Here is an 18,488-nt window from a genome sequence, read left to right as displayed (position 1 = left end):
GTCGTCTCCTCTTCGTCGAGGGATCGTCGAGTCGGGGCGGCACGGCGCGCGGCCCCGCGGGGTGCCCCGGCGACGTCGCCGGGGCACCCGGTGTCGCTCAGCGCGCCAGGACGGGGTCCCGATCCACCGCGGACGACGCCGACGACGACGCGTCGCCGGCCGGGCGCAGCGCGGCGGGCAGCAGCGCGGCGTGGGCCTCGAGCAGCTCGTCCGTCATCGCCCGGGCCTGCTCGAGCGTGCAGTGCGCGGACGTCAGCGGGTCGAGGGCGACGGCGTGGTGCACGTGCTCGACGTCGCCGGTGAGGGCCGCGCGGACGGCGAGGGTCTGCACGTTGACGTTGGTGCGGTTGATCGCCGCGAGCTGGGGCGGCAGCTCCCCGAAGGACGTCGGCTGCACCCCGTTGGCGTCGACGAGGCACGCCACCTCGACACACGCGTCGTCGGGCAGGTTGGTGATGACCCGGCCCGCGTTCGGCACGTTCCCGTAGACGACGGCGGGCACGCCCGTGACGACGGCGTTGACGATCGACGCCCCGTACTCGACGGACGGGCTGAGGTCGGCCTTGAGCCGCTCGAGCTGCTCGTCCACGTCGCCCTGCTCGTCGTGGGCGGAGCAGATCTCGTAGTAGTCCCAGCGTTCCGGGAGGTACTCGAGCACGGTCTCGGGATCCTTGCGGAACCACGGGACGTACTCCGACGCGTGGTGGCTGGACTCGGTCTCGAAGTACCCGAAGTGGTTCATCAGCGTGGTGCGCACCTGCTCGTTGCCGCCCTCGTACGTGCTGGCGGCGAGCGCGGCCTCCGAGTGGTCGCCGTCGTCGGCGAGCAGGTCGGCCGCCGCCCGGCCGCGGACGTGGCGCTCGGCCATGACCTGGCGCAGGCGCGGGTACAGGTCCTCGGCGCCCCGGCGGAACTCGAGGACCCAGGCCTGGTGGTTGATGCCGGCGCACCGGTAGGAGACCTCGTCGTAGGGGACGCCGAGCGTGCGGGCGAGCATGCGGGTGGTGCCCTGCACGCTGTGGCACAGGCCGACGGTGCGCAGGCCGAGGGCGTTGAGATAGGCGGTGGCCATCGCCATCGGGTTGGCGTAGTTGATGAACTGCGCGTCCGGGCAGACCTCCAGCGCGTCGGCCGCGATCTCCTGGTACGCGCGCACCGAGCGCAGGAAGCGGAACACGCCGCCGGGCCCGACGGTGTCGCCCACGGTCTGGTCGACGCCGTAGCGCCGCGGGATCTCGACGTCGTGCCGGTAGGACTCCACGCCGCCCACCTGGAACGTGATGATGACGAAGTCGGCCCCGTCGAGGGCCGCGCGCCGGTCCGTGGTCTGCTCGACGACGGTGGGCAGGCCGTGGTGGTCCACGAGCTCACGGGCCGCGCCCGCCACCCGGTCCAGCCGGTCGGCGTCGAGGTCCATGAGGCAGAGCGTCGCGTCGCGCAGGGCGGGGAAGCTGAGCAGGTCACCGATGAGCCGGAACGGGAACACGAAGCCGCCGGCACCGATGATGGTGATCTTCGGGGAATGAGCCATGCAGCGACGCTAGGCCCGAGGATGGCGGTCGATCCTCCGGATCGGTCGCCCCGCTTTCCGGGATCCTTCGATCGCCCTAGGCTCCCCGCATGACGCTGACGGTCGACGACGTCCGCCTGGAGGAGGCCGCCCTGTGGGTGCGCCACGGTGCGCCCCCGGTGATGGAGCACCCGCACCGCCACGACGACCTCGAGCTCAACCTCGTGCACGCCGGACGCCTCGAGTACCTCTTCGGCGGGTCGACGCTGCGGGTCGAGGCGGGCCAGGTCGCGCTCTTCTGGGGCGGCACCCCGCACCAGCTCGTCGACCCCGACGCGGTGGAGTCGGCCGTGTCGTGGGTGCACGTGCCGCTCACCGAGGTGCTCGGCTGGGCGCTGCGGGCCGATCAGATCGCGGTGCTGCTGCGTGCCCGGCCCGTGGTGGTGCCCGCCGCCGCGCTCGCCCGCGACGTCGACGCGCTCTTCGCCACGTGGCACCGCGACGTCCTCGCGGGCGGGGACCACGCCGTCGTCATGCTCGAGGTGCAGGCCTTCGTGCGCCGGACGCTCGCGGCCGCGGAGGCCGCGGGCGCGCCCGGCCCCGCGGGCGACGCGACGGGCGCACCGGAGCCGTCGGGCGCGGCCGCGCGCGCCACCGCGATGGCGCAGTTCGTGGCGGAGCACTACCGCTCCCCCATCGCGCCGTCGGACGTCGCGCGCGCCGTCCACCTCTCCCCCAGCCACGCGATGACCCTGTTCAAGCGGGTGGTGGGCACCACCCTCGGCACCTACATCGCCCGGTGCCGGGTGGCGGAGGCGCAGCGTCTGCTCATCACGACGGACGCCACCACGGTGGAGGTGGGGCACGCGGCGGGGTTCACGTCGCAGAGCAGCTTCTACGACACCTTTCGCCAGATCTGCGGGTACGCGCCCGGCGACTACCGGCGCGCGCTGCGGTGACCCGGGCGGGCCCGGGTCACCGCCGGTCGGGTCACGCGACCGCGAACCCCGCGGCGCGCAGACGCTCGACGACCGCCTCGCAGTGCTCCTGCCCCTTGGTCTCGAGCTGCAGGTTCACCAGCACCTGCGCCACGGTGAGCGACGTGTCGGTGCGGGTGTGCTCCACCTGCACGATGCTCGCGCCGGCGCGCGCGACGACGTCGAGCAGCTCGGCGAGGGAGCCGGGCTTGTCGTCGATGCACACGCGCAGCTGGAGGTACCGGCCCGCGGCGACGAGGCCGTGCTGCACCACGCGCAGCAGCAGCAGCGGGTCGATGTTGCCGCCGGTGAGGACGGGGACGATGGTGCCCGGCAGCGACCCGGGCTCGGCGGCCAGCACCGCCGCGACCCCGGCGGCGCCCGACGGCTCCACGATCAGCTTGCCCCGCTCGGCGACGAGCAGCAGGGCGCGCGACATCTCCTCCTCGGAGACCGTGCGCACCTCGACGCCGAGGCGCGCCAGCACCTCGAACGGCACGTCGCCGGGGGTGCCGATGGCGATGCCGTCCGCCATCGTCGCGCCCAGCGCCCGCGGCACGGGGCGGCCCGCGGCCAGCGACCCCGGGTACGCGGCGGCGGTCTCGGCCTGCACGCCCACGACCTTCACGTGCGGGGCGGCCTCGGCGAGGACGGTCGCGATGCCCGCGACCAGGCCGCCGCCGCCGAGCGGCACGACGACCGTGCCGACGTCGGGCACCTGCTCGAGGATCTCGAGGGCCACCGTGCCCTGACCGGTGACGACGTCGAGGTGGTCGAACGGGTGGATGAGCGTGCGCCCGGAGCGGGCGGCCTCCGCGCGGGCGGCGACGAGCGCGTCGTCCACGCTCTCGCCGACCTGCCGCACCTCGGCGCCGTAGCCGCGGGTGGCCCGCAGCTTCGGCACCGACGCGTCCACCGGCATGTAGACGATGGCGTGGATGCCGAGCATCTGGGCCGCGAGCGCCACGCCCTGCGCGTGGTTGCCCGCGCTGGCGGCGACGACGCCGCGCGCCTTCTCCTCGTCGGACATCCGGCTCAGGCGCGTGTACGCGCCGCGGATCTTGAACGACCCGGCGCGCTGCAGGTTCTCGCACTTGAGCACGACCGGCGCGCCGGCGGCCTCGGACATCGCGCGGAACGCCTGCACCGGGGTGCGGGTGATGACGCCGTCGAGCAGCCGCGCGGCGGCGCGGACGTCGTCGAGGGTGACGTGGTCGATCGGGGGGTGTGCTGCTGCCACTTACCTGTTCTCTCCTGCCGGGCCCGGGTCGGGCGAGGCAGGGGCGACGGTCGTGCTGCCGGTCGTGCTGGCGTCCGTGGTGCCGCCCGTCGTCGTCTCCTGCGACGACGCCCGACCCGACCAGAGCAGGGTACCGGGCAGCTGCGAGCGTTTGCGCAGCAGCGGCACATGGTCCTCGGTGCCGAGCTCGGGGAACTTGTCGTGCCCGTGCAGGTACAGCAGGATCGTGTTCAGCACGGCGGCCAGCGGCACCGCGAACAGCGCGCCGACGATGCCGGCCGCGAGGCTACCGGCCGCGACCACGAGCACCACCGCCACCGGGTGCAGGGACACCGCGTGGCCCATGAGGAACGGCTGCAGGATGTGGCTCTCGGCCTGCTGCACCAGCAGCACGATGCCGAGCATGATGAGGGCCGCGACCCAGCCGTTCGCCACCAGCACGACGGCGGTGGCGATGGCGCCGGTGACGATCGCGCCGATGATCGGCACGAACGAGCCGACGAAGACGAGGATGCCGATCGGCAGCGCGAGCGCGGGGACGAAGAACGCCGACCCGATCCCGATGCCGACGGCGTCGACGAACGCGACGAGGATCTGGGTGCGCACGTAGGCCGACAGCGTGACGAGCCCACGACGGCCCGCCTGGTGCACGTTCTCCCGGGCCCGCACGGGCAGCAGGTTGACGAGCCACGTCCAGATGGTGCGGCCGTCGAGCAGGAAGAAGATCGTGCAGAACAGGGCGATGAGCGCACCGACGAGAACGTGCCCCACGGTGGTCGCGGCGCCCAGCGCCCCCGAGACGAGGCCAGAGCTCTCCACGAGCGAGCTCTGCAGCTGCTGGCCGTACTGGGACAGCTGGTCGGAGTCGAGCTTCAGCGGGCCCTCGGCGAGCCAGGTCGTGAACTGGCGGAAGCCCTCGACGGCCTGGTCGGCGAGGTCCTGGAAGCCGCTGACGATGGACGTGCCGGCGAGCGTGACGAGACCGCCCACCAGCACGATCAGCCCGACGATCGACACGGCCGTCGCCAGGCCCTTGCTGAGGTGCCACCGCTGCAAGGTCCGGCGCACGGGCGCCAGCAGGATCGTCAGCAGCAGCGCGATGGCGACCGGCACGACGATCGTCTTGAGCGCCGCGAGCAGCCACAGGAAGGCGGCGACGGCGGCGGCGATCAGCAGGACGCGCCACGACCAGGAGGCCGCGGCGCGGACGCTCAGCGGGACGGTGTCCGCGCCGGAGGGAGAGGTGCGTTCCGAGCTCACGCGGAAACCCTAGGTGTCCTGCGGTCACAACGCGCGAGGACGCCCCCGCGCGCCGGGCCGGCGTGCCCAGGCACCGACCGGGATCTTCACGGCGCGTCCACAGATCGGTCGCCCCGGCGCACGGTGAGCCGCGCGACGGGGCGTCGGGCCGGGCGCCCGCGCTCAGCCCGTCGGACGCCGGCGCTGCGGGTACGCGGTCTCGCCGCGCTCCAGCATGGCGACGTACTTCGCCACGTTCCGCTCGCGCGCCTCGGCCGTCTTGAGGGCGCCCAGGCGGTGCAGGATCGCGTACCGGTTCTGGGACGTGAGGACCTCGAACATCGCCGTCGCCGCCGGGCTGGCCGCGAGCGCCGCCGCCAGGTCGGGAGGCACCTCGGCCCGCGCGGACCCGTGGTAGGCCGCCTCCCAGCGCCCGTCCGCCCGCGCGGCGTCGATCTCCGCCTGCCCGCGGGGCCGCATCCGGCCCTCGTCGGTCAGCCGGGCCACGATCTCCTGGTTGCGCACCGACCACCGGCTGCGCGGCCGGCGCGGGCAGAACCGCTGCAGCATCGTGTCGGCGCCCAGGCTCCGCATCTGCGCGTCGATCCACCCGCTGCACAACGCCTCCTCGAGCGCCGACGCGTGCGTGAGCGTCGTCGGCGCCGGGCGGCCCTTCTTCGCCAGCACCAGCCACGCGCCGTCGGGGGTGTCGTCCTCGTGCTCGTCCAGCCATGCCCGCCACCCCGCCGGGTCGGGCAGCACGAGCTGGTCGGGCAGGTCAGGGCGGTCGTCGGCCATGACGGGACCGTAGCGCCACTCGTGCCGTCCCAGCGAGGGAACACCTGCTCCCGCGCCGTCGTTGCGCATGTCGGGACGGACACGTCCCGACCAAGGAGGTAACCCGATGAACTCGATCTTCGACCAGCTGCTCGGCCGCTCCGGCAGGACCACCATGGTGGCGCCGGAGGACGCGCTGCCCGGGCGCGAGTCGCCCGTCCTGCCCGCCGCCCGCCCGCACACGGTGCTCGGCACGTCCCTCACGGGTCCGTGGCCCGAGGGCACGCGGGTGCTGTACCTGGCGATGGGCTGTTTCTGGGGCGCCGAGGAGATCTTCTGGCAGGTCCCGGGCGTGGTGAGCACGGCCGTCGGCTACATGGGCGGCACGACGCCGAACCCCACCTACGAGGAGGTGTGCACGGCCCGCACCGGGCACACCGAGACGACCCTGGTGGCGTACGACCCGGAGCGGGTCTCCGAGGCCGAGCTGCTCAAGATCTTCTGGGAGCGGCACGACCCGACGCAGGGCTTCCGGCAGGGCAACGACGTCGGCACCCAGTACCGGTCGGCGGTCTACTGGACCACGCCGGAGCAGGAGCAGGCGGTGCGCGAGACGGCCGAGCGGTATTCCGCGGTGCTCGCCGCGAAGGGCTACGACCCGATCACCACGGAGCTGCGACCGGCCGTCGAGGCCGGCCCGTTCTACTACGCCGAGGACTACCACCAGGAGTACCTCGACAAGAACCCGCACGGGTACCGCTGCCACGCGACGACGGGCGTCCCGTACCCCGACGCCGCCTGACAGGCGCGGGGTGAGCCCGCACCGCACCGCCCGTCCCCGCACGGCCCGTCCCCGCACCGGGGGCGGGCCGTCCGCGCGTCAGGCGAACACGTCGAGCAGCCGCCGGCAGCGCACCGGGTCCTCGGTGAGGCCGTGCGTCAGCCCCCACAGCAGGTAGGACGTCGCGCGCAGCACCACCCAGGCGCGCGCCCGCTCGCGCGGGACACCGGCGGCACGGACGAAGGCGTCGAAGGCGACGACGACGGCGGCCTCGGTGGGCAGCTCGTCGAGGCGGGTCCACAGCACGCGGGCGAGGTCGGCCTCCGGGTCGCCGCGCCACAGCACGGGGTCGACGACGAGCCACGGTGCGCGCGTGCCGGCCAGCACCTGCGCGTGGTGCAGGTCGCCGTCGACGGCGAGGGACGACGTCGGCGACGCCGCGCGCTCCGCGGCCAGCGCGGTCGCGGCGTCGAGCTGCCGTGCCGGCAGCGGCTCGCCCAGCGCCGACCACTCGCGCGGGAAGGACTCCGCCATGCCGGCGGCGATCGCGGCGGTCGATGGCGCGTCGTCGGGGGCGGGCACCGCGAGCGTCCGCGTCAGCCCGGCGAGCACCTCGGTCGCGGCGTCCAGGGGCTCGTCCGCCAGGGACCGGCGGCCGTCCAGCCGCTCCAGGAGCGTGGCGCCCTCGTCCTCGTCGGCGTCGACGAGCAGCACCGTGCCGCGGCCGGCCCACCACCGCAGCGCGCGCACCTCCGCCGCGACGTCGTCCCCGGGCGGCGTCAGCCGCAGGGCCAGCCGCTCGTCGCCCCGGCGCACGGGCACGACCAGCGCGTTCGAGCCGTGCGCGGCCTCGCCGTCGACGGAGAGACCCCAGGCCGCGCACCGCGCCGCCGCCCGGGAGGGCAGGTCCTCCAGCCAGCCGCGGCCGGCGTCGTCGTGCCACCAGCGCGGCATGGCGCGGAACGACGGCGGCACGGTGATCACGGGGTCACCCTAGGGCGCCCGCTGGACGGCCGACGGGGCCGCGGGTGTGGAATGGGGGCATGAGCGAGCAGCGCACGACGCCCGACATCCCCACCCGAACCGCCGCCGACGGCACCGCGATCCCCGCCGTCGGCTTCGGCACGTACAAGCTCAAGGGCGCGGGCGGCGCCGACGCGATCGCCCGCGCCATCGACGCCGGCTACCGCCTGATCGACTCGGCGTTCAGCTACGAGAACGAGGGCACCGTCGGCCGCGCCGTCCGCGCGGCGTCCGTGCCGCGCGAGGAGCTGCTGATCACGTCGAAGCTGCCGGGCCGCCGCCAGGCCTACGACGACGCCGTCGCCACGGTCGAGGAGTCGGTGTACCGCAGCGGCCTCGACCACCTCGACCTGTACCTCATCCACTGGCCCAACCCGCGGATCGGGAAGTACGTCGAGGCGTACCAGGCGCTGGTCGACTGCCGCGAGCGCGGCCTGATCCGCCACGTCGGCGTGTCCAACTTCCTGCCCGAGCACCTCGACGCCGTCATCGAGGCCACCGGCGTGACGCCGGTCGTGAACCAGGTCGAGCTGCACCCGTACTTCCCGCAGGCCGCCCAGCGCGCGGCCGACGCCGAGCGCGGCATCGTCACCGAGGCGTGGAGTCCGCTGGGCCGGGCGAGCGACATGCTGGAGGACCCGGTGATCGCGGAGGTCGCCGTGGCCCACGGCGTCTCGCCCGTGCGCGCCATCCTGCGCTGGCACGTGCAGCTCGGCGTCGTGCCGATCCCGAAGGCGTCCAGCCCTCAGCGGCAGACCGACAACCTCGACCTGTTCTCCTTCGAGCTCACCGACGACGAGATGGCCCGCATCACCGGCCTCGGCCGCCCCGACGGCCGCACCGCCGACCAGGACCCAGCGGTCTACGAGGAGCTCTGACGCCGCTTCGGTCGCGCCCTCACGGGTGGTGCAGGGCGTGGGCCTCAGCGTCGACATCGTGCCCCGTGGCCTCGCGGAACAGCGCGGGGTAGTCGGCCGCGATCCCCTGCAGCAGCGTCTCGACGGCGGACTCGATCTCGGCCGGCGTCGTCGTCGCGTGCCCGAACAGCGCCCTGTAGTGCACGAACGACCCGAGCAGGTCGACGGCGAGGTCCAGGTCGAGGTCGGCCCGTAGGTCGCCGCGCTCACGCGCGCCGGACAGCGTGCGCCGCACGGCGTCGCGCGGCGGGTCGAAGAGCTGCGCCATGAACTCGGTGCGCAGCGCGGGGTCGTCGGCCGTGTCCGCGAGGAGGGGCGCGAGGACGCCGGGCGGCAGCTGCTCGAAGGCCTCGACGAAGAGGCCGAGGCACTCGGCGAGGTCGCACATGGTGCACGACGTGTCCGGCGGGTCCACGCGCCCGATCCGCCGCTCCAGCGCGGCGAGCGCGAGGCGCTGCCGCGTGGGCCAGCGCCGGTAGAGCGCCGGCTTCGACGTGCCAGCGCTCCGCGCGACCTCGCCGAGCGACAGGCGGGCGTACCCGACGTCGTCGAGCGCGGCGAGGGTCTCGGTGAGCACGGCGTCGTCGATCCCGGCGTCCCGCGGCCGGCCGACCCGGGCGGACGACGTCTCGAAGAAGTCCGTTGACATCCCCCCACCCTACAGTTTAGTTTCGTTACGCCACGTAATGGATCAAGGACGAGGGGACCGACGATGATTCGCACCCGCAGCCTGACCCGCACTTTCCGCACCGACCACGAGACGGTCGAGGCCGTGCGCGAGATCGACCTCGACGTCGCGGAGGGCGAGACCGTCGCCCTGCTCGGACCCAACGGCGCGGGCAAGAGCACGACCCTGCGCATGCTCACCACTCTGCTCCCGATCACCAGCGGCACCGCGACCGTGGCCGGGCACGACGTCTCCCGCGAGCCGGTCGCGGTGCGCCGCCGCATCGGGTCCATCGGCCAGGGCAACGGTTCGTTCGACGGCCTGCGCGTCATCGAGGAGCTCACCGCGCAGGCCCGGCTCTACGGCCTGTCGCGGCGCGCGGCCCGGCGCCGGGGTGAGGAGCTGATCGACGACTTGGAGCTGACCGGGCTGGCCGACCGCGACGTCGCCACGCTCTCCGGCGGACAGCGCCGGCGGCTGGACCTCGCGCTCGGCCTGGTGCACCGCCCGCCCGTGGTATTCCTCGACGAGCCGTCCACCGGGCTCGACCCGCACAGCCGCGCCCACCTGTGGGACCACGTCGCCCGGATGCGCACCGAGCACGGCACCACCGTGGTGCTCACCACCCACTACCTCGACGAGGCCGACACTGCGGCGGACCGCGTCGTCGTCGTCGACCACGGCGAGATCATCGCCGACGGGACGCCGGACCAGCTCAAGGGCAAGGTGTCCGGCGACCTCGTGACGGTGGAGCTCGCCGACGCCGCCGACGTGCCCGCCGCCGCCGGTGTCGCGGCGCGGCTGCCCGGCGCCCAGGACGTCGAGCGCGACGGCGACGGCGTGCGCTTCCGGATCGCGGCCGGCGACACCGTGACCCCCGACGTCGTGCGGGCCCTGGACGCCGCCGGCGTGCGGATGCTCGGCACCCGCGTGCAGCGGCCCACCCTCGACGACGTCTTCCTCACCCTCACCGGGCGCCGGCTGCGCGAGGAGGCCGTGGCCTGAGAGCCCCGCTCCCGACCCCTCACGACCGCACGACGGAGGACCCATGACCGCCCTGAGCGACACCGCCACCCTCTTCGACCGTGACGTCCGCGCGAAGCTGCGCACCCCCTGGCCGTACGTGGAGTCCCTCGCCGACCCGCTGCTGCTCCTGCTGCTCTTCGCCCCGCTGGCGGGTGCGGTAGGCGCTGCGCCCGACGGCGCATCAGGAAGCACGATGCAGTGGTTCGTGCCCGGCATGCTCGTGATCATGACCTTCAGCACCTCGGCGTTCATCGGCTCCGGGATCCAGGAGGAACGGGCCGCGGGCTCCCTGGAGCGCCTGCTCGTGACGCCCACGCACCGCACCGCCATCCTCACCGGACGAGTGCTGCGCGTGATGGCGACCGTGCTGGTGCAGGCGCTCGTCATCGTCGCCGTGACGGCGCCCATGGGCCTCCGGGTGCCGGTGGCCGGCGCGCTGCTGGCCGCCGTCGAGCTCGCCGCCCTCGCTGCCGGGTTGGCGCTGCTGTCGCTGGCCGCCGGCGTCGGCCTGCGCAACGCCTACGCGTTCTGGGGCGTCGTCACGCTGGTCTACACGCCGCTGATCGTCACGTCGGGTGCGCTGCTGCCGATGCACCTCGCCCCGGACTGGCTGTACGCCCTGTCGCGTGTCAACCCCATGGCGCACACCGTGGACGCCCAGCGTGCTCTGTTCGCCGGCGACCTCACCGACCCGAGCATCGCGATCGGGCTGGCGGTCTCGCTGGTCATGGCCCTGATCGGCATCGTCCTCGGCGTGCGGGCGATGGGGCGGCTCCGGGCCTAGTGGTCGCCGGCGCGGCGAACGGGCCGCCCGTCCCGCGGTCCGAACACGCGCAGCGCGTCGGCGTCGCTCGCCGCCGACCGCAGGTACTCGTCCGCCCACGCCCGCGCGTCGGGGTAGGCAGAGCCGGCCGCCACCGCCTCCACCGCGGCATCGACGTCGAGGTCGGTGTGCCGCAGCTCCACCTGGCCGTCGCGCAGCAGCGCCCACGACCCGCCGGGGCGGCCGTACGGCATCCCGACGCTGCCCGGGTTCACCACCAGGCGGCGGTCCACCAGCCGCACGAACGGCATGTGCGTGTGCCCGCACAGCACCGTGGTCACGTCGTCGTCGAGGCCGCCCAGCACCTCGGCCCACCGCTCGAGCGAGGAGTCGACGAGCACGACCTCTTCGTCGTCGCGCGGTGTCCCGTGGCACGCCACCACCCGCCCGAACCCGCGCACCCGCAGCTCGACGGGGTGCGGCAGGCCGGCCAGGAGCTCCACGTCCGCGGGCCGGAGCCGCGCCGCCGCCCAGGGGGCGATCGGGTCGGGCACCGCGCCGGAGCCGTCGCGGGCGTGCGCGACGAGCTCGCGGTCGGCGTTGCCGCGCACCAGCACCGCCCGGTCGCCCAGCGCGCGCAGCCGGTCGAGCACCTCCACCGGCTGCGGCCCCGCGGCGTGGTCGCCCGTCACGACGACGGCGTCGGCCGCGCGCACGTCCGGCTCGTCCAGCACCGCCTCCAGCACCGGCAGCACGCCGTGCACGTCCGAGAGCACCGCCACGGTGCCCAGCTCGCCCCTCCGCACGTCCATGCCGTCACGCTCCCAGCCCGACGGCGTGGACGCACGCGGTTCCGCCCGCAGCAGCAGGCGGCGGCACGTCGGCGCCGCGACAGCGTCGGGGGCGGGTGCGACGATCGACGGGTGCTGCTCGCCGAGCTGGTCACCACCCACGCCGCCGTCGCCGGGACGCGCTCGCGGCTGCGCAAGCGCGAGCTGCTCGCGGACGCGCTGCGCGCCGCGGAGCCCGGCGACGAGGTGGAGGTCGTCGCGGCGTTCCTCTCGGGCAGGCCGCGGCAGCGCCGCACCGGCCTGGGCTGGCGCACGCTGGGCAGCCTGCCGGAGCCCGCCGCCGAGCCCACCCTGAGCCCCGCCGCCGTCGACGCGGCCCTCGGCCGGCTCGAGCGGCTCGCGGGCGCCGGCTCCCAGGCCGCCCGCCGGTCCGCCGTCGACGAGCTGTTCGGGCGCGCCACCGCCGACGAGCAGGACTTCGTGCGGCGCCTCGTGCTGGGCGAGCTGCGGCAGGGCGCGCTCGACTCCCTGCTGCTGGACGCCGTCGCCGCCGCGGCCGACGTCCCGCTGCCGGTGGTGCGCCGCGCGGCGATGTTCAGCGCCCTCACCGGCCCCATCGCGCGGGCGGCGCTGGACGGCGGCGCCCCCGCCCTGGAGGCGTTCCGCCTCGAGCCCGGCCGCCCCGTGCGCCCCATGCTGGCGTCGTCCGCGCCCGACGTCGCCGCCGCCCTGGAGCGCTTCGAGGGGGCCGCCGTCGCCGCCGACACCAAGCTCGACGGCATCCGCGTGCAGGTGCACCGCCGCGGGGACGACGTCGTGGTGTTCACGCGCTCGCTCGACGACGTCACGGAACGGCTGCCCGAGGTGGTCGCCGTCGCGCGCTCGCTCGACGTGCGCACCGTGGTGCTCGACGGCGAGGCGATCGCCCTCGACGACGCCGGCCGGCCCCGCCCGTTCCAGGAGACCGCCGCCCGCACCGGCAGCCACGACGCCGAGGCGGGCAGCGCCGCCGTGCCCCTCAGCGTGCGGTTCTTCGACGTGCTGCACCACGACGGCACCGACCTGATCGACGCGCCCGCGGCCGAGCGGCTCGAGGTGCTGGACCGGGTGCTCCCACCCGAGGTCGTGGTGCCGCGGCTGGTCTCCGCCGACGTCGGGGAGGTCAAGCGGTTCTTCGCCGACACCGTCGCCGCCGGGCAGGAGGGCCTGGTGCTCAAGGACCTCGACGCGCCCTACGCCGCCGGCCGCCGCGGCGCCGGCTGGGTCAAGGTCAAGCCCCGGCACACGCTCGACCTCGTGGTGCTCGCCGTCGAGTGGGGCTCCGGGCGCCGCCAGGGCTGGCTGTCCAACATCCACCTCGGCGCGCGCGACCCCGGCACCGGCGGCTTCGTCATGCTCGGCAAGACGTTCAAGGGCATGACCGACCAGGTGCTGGCGTGGCAGACGGACCGGTTCACCGAGCTGGCGACGACGCCCGCCGACGGGTCGTCGTACGTCGTGCAGGTCCGCCCCGAGCAGGTCGTCGAGATCGCCTTCGACGGCGTGCAGCGCTCCACCCGCTACCCCGGCGGCATGGCGCTGCGGTTCGCGCGGGTGGTGCGCTACCGGGACGACAAGACCGCCGCCGAGGCGGACACGGTGGACACCGTGCGCGCCCTGGCGGCGGCCTCCGGGAGCACCGCCGGCTGAGCCGGCGGGGTCGTCAGCTCGTGCGGCGCTGGCGCGTCCAGATCAGCACGCCGACGCCGGCACCCACGAGCGCGACGGCGGCCATGACGATGCCGAGCAGCTGCGCGCCCGTGACCGGCAGCGACTCCGGGGCGGCCGCGGCCTCGAGGTCCGCGCTCACGCGGCCGGAGCTGCCGCCCACGGTCTGCGTGCGGGCCTCGACGGGCTCGGTCTCGTCGTCCACGTAGTCGGCACCGCCCATGCCCACCGTCCCGCCGTCGGACGGGCCCTCCTCGGCGACGACGGCGGGCGCGGTCTCCGACGCCGTCGGGGACGGCTCCACCGGCGGCGCCGGCGTGGTGACCTCCGGGGTGGGCGACTCCTCGGCGGGGGCCGTCGTCTCCTGCGCGGGGGTGGGGGTCGGCGTCGCGGGAGGCGTGGTCGTCGTCGAAGGCGACGGGCTCGGGGAGGGCTTCGGGGCGTCGACGTACTCGACGGCGTAGTGGCTGATCGCCCGACACTTGCCGCCGGTCGGGTAGGCGATCGTCACCTCGGCGACGGGCTTGTCGAGCTCCACGATCTTGGGGCCCTCGCCCCGCCTCGCGGACCCGGCCTTCACGCAGTACGCGGAGATCAGCGAGCCCTCGGGCGCCACCAGCGTGATCGTCTGCTTCTCGCCGTCGACGTCCGTCTTCGGCTCGTCCATGTCCGGGCAGACGTTGCCGTCCCAGGATCGCGTGTCGTCCGGCCACGAGAAGCGCTCGCCGTCGGCCCAGCCCGAGCCCCCGTCCCAGGACGCACCCGTGCGCGAGTCCCCGGTCCCGCCCCAGCCGTCCCGGTCCCCGTGGCCCGCGGGCAGCGCGGCGGCGGGGCCGGCTGCGAGGCCGACGACGAGGAGGAGCGAGGCTCCGAGAACGGCGGGTGTGCGCACGAACGCTCCAAGGGGCAGGCGGGATCGACCGCTTCAGCAGGTGGTACGGCCTCCGGCCGCGCCGGAATGCTAGCGATTCCGACCTTTGGGCGGAAGGGTGAAATTTCCGGACGACTCGACCGGACCCGTCCGACCGCACCAGGGAGCGACGCAGGGAGCGATGCCCACAACGAATCAGCACGAACCTCGGAGGATCCCCACCTCTGTGCCGCGTGCCCCAGGCCGCTAGCGTCGACGGTCGGTGCTGCGGTGCGAGCCGCACGTCGCCCGCGTCCACCACCCCGCCGAGAAGGAGTCCCCCGTGACCACCGTCGCCACGCCCACCGTCCTGCTCGCCGACAGGGTGCTGCCGCGCAGCCTCGCCACCGACGTCGGGCTCGTGATCGGCGGCGCCGCGCTCACGGCGCTCCTCGCCCAGGTCACCGTGCCGCTGCCGCTGGTCCCGATCACCGGGCAGACGATGGCGGTGCTCCTCGTCGGTGCGACGCTCGGCGCCTCCCGGGGGGCCGCGTCGATGAGCCTGTACGCGCTGCTCGGCATGGCCGGACTGCCCGTCTTCTCCGACGGCAGCGGCGGGATGTCGGTGGTGCTGGGCGCCAGCGGCGGCTACATCGTCGGCTTCGTCGCGGCCGCCGCCCTCGTCGGCCGGCTCGCCGAGCGGAGCTGGGAGCGCACGTTCCCGAAGGCGCTCGTCACGTTCGTCGCCGGGACCGGCGTGACGTTCGTCGTCGGTCTGCCGTGGCTCGCCGTCGTCGCTGGGCTCGACCTCCAGGGCACGCTGGCCAACGGGCTCTACCCGTTCGTGCTGCCGGGCCTCCTCAAGGCCGCCGTCGTCGCCGGCCTGCTGCCCGTGGCATGGAAGGGCGCGGAGCGGCTCGCCGCCCGGCGCAGGGGCTGAGCGGGGCGCCCACCGGGCGCGGCGGTCGGCTCCCTCAGCGGCCGCCGCGCTTGCGGCCCTTGCGCGGCGACGACGCCCGCGAGCCCCCGCCGCGCCGCGCCGCGCCGCGCTGACCGCCGCCGCGCCCCTGGGCGGAGGAACCGCCCCCGCCCCGCTGGCCCTGCCCCTTCGCCGGCTTCGTGACCTCCACGGGCTTCGCGTCCGTCCGCCCGGCCGCGGCGCGGCCCCGGGAGCTGTTCGCCGTGCGGCCGCGCACGATGCCGATCATCTCCTCGACCAGGTCGCGGACGTCGTCGGTCAGGCCGTCCACGAGCCACGCGAGGCCGACCGGCGCCCCGGGCCCGCCGTCGAGCACCCGGTACGTGACGTCCTTGCGGTGGTGCAGGCGCGCCAGGGACATGGGCACCACCGTGACGCCGACCCCGGTCGCGACCAGCCCGATCGCGTCGGCCGCCGTCGCCGGCCGCTCCGGCTCGACGACGCCGCCCGCGCCGTCGTCGTACGCCTCCGGCGTCCGCCCGGGCGCGGGCTCGTCCGGGTACAGGACGTCGTCCGCGGGCAACCAGACGACGTCGTCCGCGACGTCGTCGGCCGTGACGACCTCGTCCTCCGTCGTCGCCGCGAGGAGGTGGTCGCGCGAGACGGCGACCACCGGCAGCTCCGTGTACAGGGGGATGGCGTGCAGCACCTCGCCGTCGACCGGGAGCCGCAGGATCGCCGCGTCCACCTGCCGCTCGGCCAGCGCCGCGGCCGCGTCGGCGGCGTCGACCTGGACCAGGACGAGCCGGACGCCCGGGAGCCGGTCCCGCCACGTGCGCGCCCACCGGCCCGGCGTCGCGCCCGGCACGTACCCCAGACGGAAGGCGGGACGCCCGTCGTCGGGCCCGTCGTCAATGGCGTCGTCGATGGCGTCGTCGATGGCGTCGTCGAAGGCGTCGTCGATGGCGTCGTCAGGGGCCTCGCCCGGCTGGTCGGTCACGGCACCAGGCTACGTGGGCGTGCCGCGCCGCCCGCCGCGACTACCCTGGTGCCCATGGCCGGAACACCCTTCTCCCAGCAGGTCCTCAAGCCGACGAACGCGGCGAAGAAGCTCGGGGTGTACCTGCCCGCGACCCCGCCCGAGTTCCAGGAGCACGGCATCACGCGCGCCGAGCTCGAGGAGCTCGAGAAGAACCCGCCCCAGTGGCTCGACGAGCTGCGCCGCCAGGGGCCGCACCCGCGGCCCGTCGTCGCGGGCCGCCTCGGCATCTCCATCGCCGGCCTCGCGCGCGGCGGCATCACCGAGCCGCTGACCACCGAGCAGATCGACGAGCTGCGCGACGAGCCGCCCGCGTGGCTCCTCGCCGAGCGCGAGACCGCCGCGAAGGTGCGCGAGGAGGAGGACCGGGTCAAGGCCAGGGAAGCCGAGCAGGCCGAGCGCCAGGCCCGCCGCACGCGCTGACCCCTGTTCTCGATCAGCTCGGCAGGAGATCGATCTCTTCGGCAGCTCGTCGTGCCGAAGAGATTGATCTCCTGCCGAACTGATCAGGTCATCGCGTCGACCGGACCTGGTCGGTGTGGCCCAGCGAGAGGTCCGGCGCGACGGCGTCCCGGATCGCCTTCTTGAGCGGCGGGATCTCCGGGAAGCCGCCCTCGGCGGCGCGGTCCCACAGCAGCACCGGCGCGCGGCCGTCGCCCGGGTCGAGCTCCACGCGGAAGACGCCGCCGGTGCCCGGCACCAGCGCGACCTCGCCGAGCCGCGTGCGGAACGTCTGCAGCAGCTCCTGCGCCACCCACGCCGCGCGCATCAGCCACCGGCACTGCGTGCAGTAGGTGATCGACACGCGCGCGGTCGACGTCTGCTCCGGCACGGTGGCTTCGCTCATGGCGCCAGGGTAGGGCGCCGGTCCGGGCACCGTCGGGCGGTTCCGGCCGGGTCGGGGAGACTGGTCGGGTGCACCACGCCTCCGAGCCCGACTCCCCCGCCCCCTCCGAACCCCTCGACCCCGCCGCGCGGCTGGCCGCCGTCCTCGGCGCGCTCGTCCCGTGGCCCGAGGACGGCTCGCGGCCGGACGGCCCCGTCGCCGTCGACGCGACCGACCGGCTGCTGCTCGACGAAGCGGCTCCGCAGCTCGCCACGGCAGGGCCGGGCGACGTCGTCGTCATCGGCGACCGGTTCGGCGCGCTCACCCTCGGCGCCGTGACGCTCGGCGCCCCGGACGTGCGGTCGTGCGCCGACACCGTGACCGCCGAGGCGGCGCTCGACCGGAACATGGCCGACGCCGACCTCCTCGACGTCGTGCGCGGGGACCGGCCCACCGTGGAGATCGCCGTCCGCGACCGCGTCGACGAGCACCTGCTGGGCGGCGCGCGCCTGGTGCTCCTGCAGCTGCCGAGCTCGCTGGCCGAGCTCACGGAGATCGCGGAGGCGATCGCCCGGCACGCCGCGGACGACGTCGTCGTGCTGGCCGGCGGGCGGGTCAAGCACATGACGCGCGCGATGAACGACGTGCTGGCGGCGTCGTTCACCGAGGTGCGCGCCACGCTGGCGCGACAGAAGTCGCGGGTGCTCGTCGCGACCGGCGTCCGGCCGGAGGCACGCGACGCCGCCCCCGCCTTCCCCGCGCGCGCCGTGCTGCGCGACCGGGAGCTGCTCGCGGCCGCGACCCCGGCCGGCGGGCCGCCCCCGGACGGCGTCACCGTCGTCGCGCACGGCGGGGTGTTCGCGGGCACGACCCTCGACCTCGGCACCCGCTTCCTGCTCACGACGGCGGACAAGTGGCCGGGATCCGACCGCGTGCACGACGCCGTCGACCTGGGCAGCGGCAGCGGCCTGCTCGCCACGGTGCTCGCGCTCCGGTACCCGGAGGCCCGCGTGGTCGGGACGGACCGCTCCGCCGCGGCCGTCGCGTCGACCCGGGCGACGGCGGAGGCGAACGGCGTCGGCGGGCGCGTCGTCGCGCTGCGCGGGGACGCGGGCGAGGACCTCGAGCCCGCGAGCGTCGACCTGATCCTGCTCAACCCGCCGTTCCACGACCGCACGGCTGTGCGCACCGACGCCGCCCACCGCATGTTCCGCGCGGCCGGCCGCGCGCTGCGCCAGGGCGGCGAGCTGTGGTGCGTCTTCAACACCGCGCTGCACTACCGGGACGCGCTGACCCGCGCCGCCGGGCCCACCGTGCACGTCGCGCAGAACCCGAAGTTCACGGTCACGCGGTCGCGCCGCCGCTGACCCGAACGGCGAGGTAGTCCGGGTCGCGCCGAGGTAGTTCGTGACACGGTGTCACGAACTACCTCGGCG

At 75.1% G+C, this 18,488-nt stretch carries 19 protein-coding genes; 9 read left to right on the top strand and 10 right to left on the bottom strand.

Features of this window, described 5'->3' with window-relative positions; genetic code table 11:
• Positions 1–97: 97 nt before the first annotated feature.
• Positions 98–1,531 carry an alpha-galactosidase gene (gene melA, locus ACFQ8Y_RS03840; protein ID WP_430584659.1) on the bottom strand — a complete coding sequence of 478 codons (1,434 nt, stop codon included), beginning with the start codon at positions 1,529–1,531 and terminating at the stop codon, positions 98–100.
• 89 nt (positions 1,532–1,620) lie between these two features.
• Between melA and ACFQ8Y_RS03835 the strand changes: the two genes are divergently transcribed.
• The gene (locus ACFQ8Y_RS03835; protein WP_430584658.1) at positions 1,621–2,469 is read left to right on the top strand and encodes a helix-turn-helix domain-containing protein; all 849 of its coding nucleotides are present in this window, start codon (positions 1,621–1,623) and stop codon (positions 2,467–2,469) included.
• A gap of 31 nt (positions 2,470–2,500) precedes the next feature.
• Here the strand turns inward: ACFQ8Y_RS03835 and ilvA are convergent, their stop codons facing one another.
• The 3 genes from ilvA to ACFQ8Y_RS03820 all read right to left on the bottom strand — a co-directional run bounded on the left by ilvA (position 2,501) and on the right by ACFQ8Y_RS03820 (position 5,764).
• Positions 2,501–3,727, bottom strand: coding sequence for a threonine ammonia-lyase (ilvA, locus tag ACFQ8Y_RS03830; RefSeq protein ID WP_430548875.1), 1,227 nt, complete (start codon positions 3,725–3,727; stop codon positions 2,501–2,503).
• On the bottom strand, positions 3,728–4,987 hold the full coding sequence (locus tag ACFQ8Y_RS03825) for an AI-2E family transporter (RefSeq protein WP_430548874.1): 1,260 nt from the start codon (positions 4,985–4,987) through the stop codon (positions 3,728–3,730).
• A gap of 162 nt (positions 4,988–5,149) precedes the next feature.
• Entirely contained in the window at positions 5,150–5,764 is a 615-nt protein-coding gene (locus tag ACFQ8Y_RS03820; RefSeq protein ID WP_430562349.1) for a YdeI family protein, read from the bottom strand.
• A gap of 106 nt (positions 5,765–5,870) precedes the next feature.
• Between ACFQ8Y_RS03820 and msrA the strand changes: the two genes are divergently transcribed.
• A complete protein-coding gene (gene msrA / locus ACFQ8Y_RS03815) occupies positions 5,871–6,545 on the top strand; it encodes a peptide-methionine (S)-S-oxide reductase MsrA (RefSeq protein WP_430562350.1) in 675 nt (224 codons plus the stop codon).
• A gap of 78 nt (positions 6,546–6,623) precedes the next feature.
• Here msrA and ACFQ8Y_RS03810 read toward each other — a convergent pair whose 3' ends face one another.
• Positions 6,624–7,508, bottom strand: a complete 885-nt coding sequence (locus tag ACFQ8Y_RS03810; RefSeq protein WP_430584657.1) for an aminoglycoside phosphotransferase family protein — start codon at positions 7,506–7,508, stop codon at positions 6,624–6,626.
• 59 nt (positions 7,509–7,567) lie between these two features.
• On the opposite strand from ACFQ8Y_RS03810, the gene ACFQ8Y_RS03805 reads away from it, so the two are divergent.
• Positions 7,568–8,425 carry an aldo/keto reductase gene (locus ACFQ8Y_RS03805; RefSeq protein ID WP_430548870.1) on the top strand — a complete coding sequence of 286 codons (858 nt, stop codon included), beginning with the start codon at positions 7,568–7,570 and terminating at the stop codon, positions 8,423–8,425.
• Positions 8,426–8,444: 19 nt separating this feature from the next.
• On the opposite strand, the gene ACFQ8Y_RS03800 is transcribed toward ACFQ8Y_RS03805, so the two are convergent.
• Positions 8,445–9,113, bottom strand: coding sequence for a TetR/AcrR family transcriptional regulator (locus ACFQ8Y_RS03800; protein WP_430548869.1), 669 nt, complete (start codon positions 9,111–9,113; stop codon positions 8,445–8,447).
• A 63-nt stretch (positions 9,114–9,176) separates the two neighbouring features.
• On the opposite strand from ACFQ8Y_RS03800, the gene ACFQ8Y_RS03795 reads away from it, so the two are divergent.
• Positions 9,177–10,136 (top strand): ATP-binding cassette domain-containing protein, encoded by a 960-nt coding sequence (locus ACFQ8Y_RS03795; protein WP_430548868.1) that lies wholly within the window; start codon positions 9,177–9,179, stop codon positions 10,134–10,136.
• A 43-nt stretch (positions 10,137–10,179) separates the two neighbouring features.
• Positions 10,180–10,941, top strand: coding sequence for an ABC transporter permease (locus ACFQ8Y_RS03790; RefSeq protein ID WP_430548867.1), 762 nt, complete (start codon positions 10,180–10,182; stop codon positions 10,939–10,941).
• Here the strand turns inward: ACFQ8Y_RS03790 and ACFQ8Y_RS03785 are convergent.
• A complete protein-coding gene (locus ACFQ8Y_RS03785) occupies positions 10,938–11,873 on the bottom strand; it encodes a metallophosphoesterase family protein (RefSeq protein ID WP_430548866.1) in 936 nt (311 codons plus the stop codon). The genes ACFQ8Y_RS03790 and ACFQ8Y_RS03785 overlap by 4 nt on opposite strands.
• Between ACFQ8Y_RS03785 and ACFQ8Y_RS03780 the strand changes: the two genes are divergently transcribed.
• The gene (locus ACFQ8Y_RS03780; RefSeq protein ID WP_430584656.1) at positions 11,844–13,400 is read left to right on the top strand and encodes an ATP-dependent DNA ligase; all 1,557 of its coding nucleotides are present in this window, start codon (positions 11,844–11,846) and stop codon (positions 13,398–13,400) included. The two genes, ACFQ8Y_RS03785 and ACFQ8Y_RS03780, sit on opposite strands and share 30 nt — an antisense overlap.
• A 13-nt stretch (positions 13,401–13,413) precedes the next feature.
• Here ACFQ8Y_RS03780 and ACFQ8Y_RS03775 read toward each other — a convergent pair whose 3' ends face one another.
• On the bottom strand, positions 13,414–14,310 hold the full coding sequence (locus tag ACFQ8Y_RS03775; RefSeq protein WP_430584655.1) for a hypothetical protein: 897 nt from the start codon (positions 14,308–14,310) through the stop codon (positions 13,414–13,416).
• 301 nt (positions 14,311–14,611) lie between these two features.
• On the opposite strand from ACFQ8Y_RS03775, the gene ACFQ8Y_RS03770 reads away from it, so the two are divergent.
• Positions 14,612–15,208 (top strand): biotin transporter BioY, encoded by a 597-nt coding sequence (locus tag ACFQ8Y_RS03770; RefSeq protein WP_430548863.1) that lies wholly within the window; start codon positions 14,612–14,614, stop codon positions 15,206–15,208.
• 34 nt (positions 15,209–15,242) lie between these two features.
• Here the strand turns inward: ACFQ8Y_RS03770 and ACFQ8Y_RS03765 are convergent, their stop codons facing one another.
• Positions 15,243–16,187: a LysR substrate-binding domain-containing protein gene (locus tag ACFQ8Y_RS03765; protein ID WP_430584654.1), complete on the bottom strand. Its 945-nt coding sequence runs from the start codon at positions 16,185–16,187 to the stop codon at positions 15,243–15,245.
• A gap of 54 nt (positions 16,188–16,241) precedes the next feature.
• On the opposite strand from ACFQ8Y_RS03765, the gene ACFQ8Y_RS03760 reads away from it, so the two are divergent.
• Positions 16,242–16,649, top strand: coding sequence for a DUF5997 family protein (locus ACFQ8Y_RS03760; protein WP_430548861.1), 408 nt, complete (start codon positions 16,242–16,244; stop codon positions 16,647–16,649).
• Between the two features lie 88 nt (positions 16,650–16,737).
• Here ACFQ8Y_RS03760 and ACFQ8Y_RS03755 read toward each other — a convergent pair whose 3' ends face one another.
• Positions 16,738–17,073, bottom strand: coding sequence for a SelT/SelW/SelH family protein (locus ACFQ8Y_RS03755; protein WP_430548860.1), 336 nt, complete (start codon positions 17,071–17,073; stop codon positions 16,738–16,740).
• A 68-nt stretch (positions 17,074–17,141) separates the two neighbouring features.
• Here ACFQ8Y_RS03755 and ACFQ8Y_RS03750 point away from each other — a divergent pair, with 68 nt between their 5' ends.
• On the top strand, positions 17,142–18,419 hold the full coding sequence (locus tag ACFQ8Y_RS03750; RefSeq protein WP_430548859.1) for a class I SAM-dependent methyltransferase: 1,278 nt from the start codon (positions 17,142–17,144) through the stop codon (positions 18,417–18,419).
• The last annotated feature ends 69 nt before the right edge of the window (positions 18,420–18,488 follow it).

The organism is Isoptericola sp. NPDC056605 (genome assembly GCF_042792795.1).
Lineage (GTDB): Bacteria > Actinomycetota > Actinomycetes > Actinomycetales > Cellulomonadaceae > Isoptericola.
The sequence above is the reverse complement of the archived record's forward strand: the minus strand, read 5'-3'. Positions and strand labels throughout refer to the sequence as shown.